At 68.1% G+C, this 4,663-nt stretch carries 5 protein-coding genes; 3 read left to right on the forward strand and 2 right to left on the reverse strand.

The window, feature by feature from the left end:
• Nucleotides 1-69: 69 nt before the first annotated feature.
• Entirely contained in the window at nucleotides 70-1,083 is a 1,014-nt protein-coding gene (locus IPV08_RS24135; RefSeq protein WP_207414382.1) for a patatin-like phospholipase family protein, read from the forward strand.
• A gap of 47 nt (nucleotides 1,084-1,130) precedes the next feature.
• Here the strand turns inward: IPV08_RS24135 and IPV08_RS24140 are convergent, their stop codons facing one another.
• Nucleotides 1,131-1,562 (reverse strand): CBS domain-containing protein, encoded by a 432-nt coding sequence (locus tag IPV08_RS24140; protein ID WP_026175981.1) that lies wholly within the window; start codon nucleotides 1,560-1,562, stop codon nucleotides 1,131-1,133.
• Nucleotides 1,563-1,689: 127 nt separating this feature from the next.
• Nucleotides 1,690-2,514, reverse strand: coding sequence for a rhomboid family intramembrane serine protease (locus IPV08_RS24145; protein WP_207414378.1), 825 nt, complete (start codon nucleotides 2,512-2,514; stop codon nucleotides 1,690-1,692).
• Between the two features lie 317 nt (nucleotides 2,515-2,831).
• Between IPV08_RS24145 and IPV08_RS24150 the strand changes: the two genes are divergently transcribed.
• Together IPV08_RS24150 and IPV08_RS24155 are read left to right on the forward strand one after the other, a co-directional pair.
• Nucleotides 2,832-3,449, forward strand: a complete 618-nt coding sequence (locus IPV08_RS24150; protein ID WP_207414380.1) for a PAS domain-containing protein — start codon at nucleotides 2,832-2,834, stop codon at nucleotides 3,447-3,449.
• 114 nt (nucleotides 3,450-3,563) lie between these two features.
• Nucleotides 3,564-4,211 (forward strand): PilZ domain-containing protein, encoded by a 648-nt coding sequence (locus tag IPV08_RS24155; protein ID WP_246748225.1) that lies wholly within the window; start codon nucleotides 3,564-3,566, stop codon nucleotides 4,209-4,211.
• Nucleotides 4,212-4,663: the final 452 nt, after the last annotated feature.

Here is a 4,663-nt window from a genome sequence, read left to right on the forward strand (position 1 = left end):
GCTCGGACCCGCCGGGCCGTGACCTGGGATGGGCTGTCCTTTCGCGGGGTCGCCCTCTACCGCCAGGGCATGCTGTCCACCCTGTCGCAGAAGCCGGTCTTTCCACGGGGCAGTGTCGAGCCCGTGGCCGAACCGAAGCCGTCGGGACCACGAATCGGTCTGGCTCTGGGCGGCGGTTCCGCGCGGGGCTGGGCGCATATCGGCGTCATCGAGGTGCTGGAAGAGGCCGGCATCCACCCCGACATGGTGGCGGGCTGCTCCATCGGTGCCGTCGTGGGGGGCTGCTACGCCGCCGGCAAGCTCGATCTCCTCAAGGATTTCGCCCTGTCGCTGACGAGGCGGCGGGTCATGGGGCTCCTCGACCTGCGTCTGGGGTCGGGCCTCATCGCCGGCGAGCGGTTGAAGCGCCGCCTCGAAGGCGATCTCGGCACGCGGCGGGTGGAGAACCTGCCGATCCGCTTCGCCAGCGTCGCGACGGATCTCGGCTCGGGCGACGAGGTCTGGCTGACCCGTGGCTCCCTGGTGGAGGCGATCCGGGCCTCTTACGCCCTCCCCGGCCTGTTTCCCCCGGTGCGTCTCGACGGGCGCCTGATGATGGACGGAACGCTGGTGAATCCGGTTCCGGTCAAGCTCGCGCGCGGGCTCGGGGCCGAACTGGTGATCTGCGTGAACCTCAACGGCGATCCGCGGGCCGAGCCCGGTCTGGTGATCGGGCCTGACGGCGACGGGGCTGCCTCGCCGGCCCTGCCCCTCACCACGTCGCGCCGGGGATGGAACCTGCTGAACCGCATGCGCGGCACCGGTCGGCGCGGGCCGGCGCCACGCCCTGCCCCGCCCCGCGAGCCCGGCCCTCCCGGCATGGGGCGCGTGATGTTCGACGCGTTCAACATCACCCAGGACCGGATCTCGCGGGCGAGGCTGGAGCGGGACCCGCCGGATCTCATGCTGTCCCCGCGCCTCGCGGAGATGGGCTTGTTCGAGTTCCACCGCGCCGAAGAGGCGATCTTCCTCGGGCGGGAAGCGGCCAAGGCCGCCCTGCCGCGCATCAGGGAACTCATTACCCTGGCGGCCGAGCGGGTCTGACCCTGCCGGGGCCCCTCCGCTCCGCGTGAGGGATCCCCGACGCCGTGTCAGGCCATGGTGATGTAGTCGCGCATGGCCTGGTGCTCCGCCTCCACGGCGGCGATCCGGCGCTTGACCACGTCACCGATAGAGACGAGGCCAGCGAGCCGCCCGTCCTCGACCACCGGCACATGGCGGAAGCGCCCGTCGGTCATCAACTGCATGACCTCCTCGACGGTGCTCGACCGGGTGCAGGTGGTCACCGACGCCGTCATGTGCTGCGAGATCGGCGCATCGAACGCCCCCGCTCCCTGGCGGGACAGGGCCCGGATGATGTCCCGCTCGGACAGGATGCCGAGGACGGCACCCTCGTCATTGCTCACCACGATGGCGCCGATCCGCTTCTCGGCGAGGAGATGGATGGCGTCGTCCAGGGTCCGGTTCGGCTCCACAGTGACGACTGAGCCGCCCTTCTCGGAAAGGATGCGTGCGACGGTCATGACCATGATCTCCCATAGGCTGTTTCGCGGGCCGGGTTGATCCCGGCGCATCACGGAATTGTGTGATGTCATGTCTGATGTGACAACCCACGGGACCGGCCTTCCGATGCCAAAACATGCGGAAAAATTACGCTTTTCCGCCTCCTAAGCGGTCAAACACCGGAAAGAGGAAAAATCCTGCCAGGAACCCGCCCAGATGGGCGTCCCATGCCACGGTCGAGGATTCCGCGCCCAGCGGCAGCGAGATGATCCCGAAGACGAAGTTGGTGACGAGCCAGATGCCGAGGAACATCACCGCCGTGCGATTGCGCAGGAGCTCGGGGATGGTCTGGAGCGGCGGCTGGGCGGCGTGCTGCCAGGGCTGGCTGGCATGGAAGGATGGCGGCGGCTGGAACACGAAGCGCGCGGCGGCGGCCATCAGCGCCGAGACAGCGGCCGAGGCGCCGATCAGCGGGGCCGTGCTCAACGGGTCGATCGCCACGTGGAGCACGCCTCCCGCCACCGCGCCGATGAGGCCGAGGAGGCCATAGCGCCAGGGGCCGCATCGCCGCGCCACGGGGGAGCCGAAGGCGGCGAGCCAGACCACGTTGAAAATGACATGCGTCCACGAGCCGTGCAGCAACGCATAGCTGGCGAAGGTCCAGAGGCTCGCGGACGGGTTGGCCACCACGTATTGCGCGAAGGCCGCACGGGCCTGGACCACATCCGTATCGCCTATTGCCGAGGAGGCGGCCGACAGGATCTCCGCGGCCCGGTCCGGGTCCACCGAGGCGAGCCAACGGCCCGGGATCAGGGCCAGGTTCAGCAGAAGCGTGATGTCCCATTCGTCCGGGAGAACGAATTCCCGCAGGGCATGGAGGCCGAGCAGGAGGGCGATCGAGGCCGTCACCGCGCCGGGCATGTTGAAGACGGGGACGCGGCTTTGGCGCGGCAGATCGGGCATGGCATCCATGGCGCCACCATGTCGGCGCGGATGCCGCCGCCGCAAGCCCCCGGCCCATGCAAATTCAGGCGAGCGATGCGCGATTCGGGCGCAGTCCTCCACGACCCGAACGGTCCGACGATGCAGGACATCGCCGCGATGGGTGCCGGGCGGCAGCGTTTCCCCCGCCGCGTTAACCCTAATCAGAGCTTAAGCGAGCGTACCGCCTTGGACGGGCATAGAGTGTGCGGCAGGCTTGTTAACCGAACCGGCAGCTGTGTCCAGCGCCGGATGGATCGGGCCGATTTCGAACAGGTCCCAGCGGGACCGTGCCACGACGGGACGCCATGAAGCATCCGACCAGCCGTATGCTCTATCATTACTGGGACCGGCTTCGTGGTACGCGGGCCGCGCCCGAGAGGAGCGAGATCGAGCCCGGCGAGATCCGCAACCTCCTCTCCGAGAGCCTCATCCTCGAACTCGACATGGCGCGGTCGGCCGCGACGGTCCGGCTCGCGGGGACCCGCGTCTGCGCCCTGTTCGGGCGCGAATTGCGCGGCAGCGCCTTCGGCGACATCTGGGGTGCGGGACAGGCCGATCCCTGGCGCCTCGTAGAGACGGTGGCGGTCGATACGGTGGGGATCGTCGCGGGGCTGCGCGGGATGACCCAGAGGGACGAACAGATCGACCTCGAACTCCTGCTTCTCCCCCTGCGCCATCGTGGGCAGACCCAGGTCCGCATGTTCGGGGCGCTGAGCCCGAAAGTCGTTCCGCAATGGCTGGGGCTTCGGCCCGTGACGCGGCTCGAATCCATCTCCCTCCGCGTCCTCGACCCGACCTACGACGTCATCGATCTCGCCAGGAACGATGCCGCCTCCAGCCTCAGGAACCTGCCCGAACCGGCCAATGACAGCGTTCCGGTGCGGCGCGGACATCTCATGGTGCATCCCGGCGGACGGGCCTGATCGGTACTTCAATGGACCGATCGAGAGACTGATCTGTCTTCGGCAAAGATTTTCGTAACGAGCCGACCTGTAGAATTGTGCTGACGACGATCGAACCCGAGTGCGGATTTCGCGATGATCGAGGCTTTCGCGCCCGCTGAAACCAAGTTCGCGCCCGCTGAAACCAAGCCGGTCCGCCTGTTGCGGCCGTCGGATCTGCGTCGGCATCAGCGCGTCCAAGTCTCCCTCCTCGGCCGCTACATGCTTGCCGACCGGCGTGAATATCCTTGCCAGACGGTCGACATGTCTCCGGGCGGCGTGCGCCTGATTTGCGCGGTCCTGGGCGAACTCGACGAGCGCGTCGTGCTGTATCTCGAGCGTATCGGGCGGATCGAAGGGACCATCGCCCGGTTTCCCAGCGGGGGCATGGCCGTCCGCCTGAGCGCGACCCAGCGCAAGCGCGACAAGATCGCGTCTCAGCTCACCTGGATCTCCAACCGTGAGGCGCTCGGCCTGCCCGAAGGCCGCAACCACGAACGTCTCACGCCACAGGAGACAGGCGTGCTCCTGAAGCTCGAGAACGGGCGCGAGGTCGCGGCCCGCATCATCGACGTCTCCCTGTCCGGCGTCGCCCTCTCGACCCAGGCCCAGCCGCCCGTTGGCATGAGCGTCATGGTCGGGCGGACACCGGGGCGCGTGGTGCGTTACTTCGAGGGCGGCATCGGCGTGGGCTTCATGCTGCCGATCTCGCCCGACCTGTTCCATGAAGGCCTGACGCTCTGAGAGCGTCGTCCCGCCTCTCCGGTTGAGGGCGCTCCGTCTGCGGGTTCTGCCGGCATGGCGCTCGCCCGAAGGTCGGCGTCGTCGCGACAGGACCTCCCCAATGCGTCCCGCGCCGGCTGGCCGTTTCGGCCTGTCTCCCCCCTCCGTCGCGACAGCCACGGCGTCCGGCGAGAGCGGGGCCGCAATCGTCGTCGGTCGATCCCGCCTCGCCATGGTTACGACTTCCTGATCGCCACCGCGCGAATGCGAGTCTTCGATTCAGCGGGTGATTGGCTCTGACCCGCAGGAGCTCCGTCCCAGGGCCGAATCGATAAAATTGCGCGTATCCGCTTCAGCGCGGCTCAGGAAGCGTGGCGGCATCGTGGTCCTCGTTGGACGAGGTGGTCGCGATGGCACGGACGAAATCATTCTTGCTTGGGATGCTCGCGGCATTGGCGCTGTTCGGCGCCGGC

The organism is Methylobacterium sp. SD274 (assembly GCF_017355285.1).
Classification (GTDB): domain Bacteria; phylum Pseudomonadota; class Alphaproteobacteria; order Rhizobiales; family Beijerinckiaceae; genus Methylobacterium.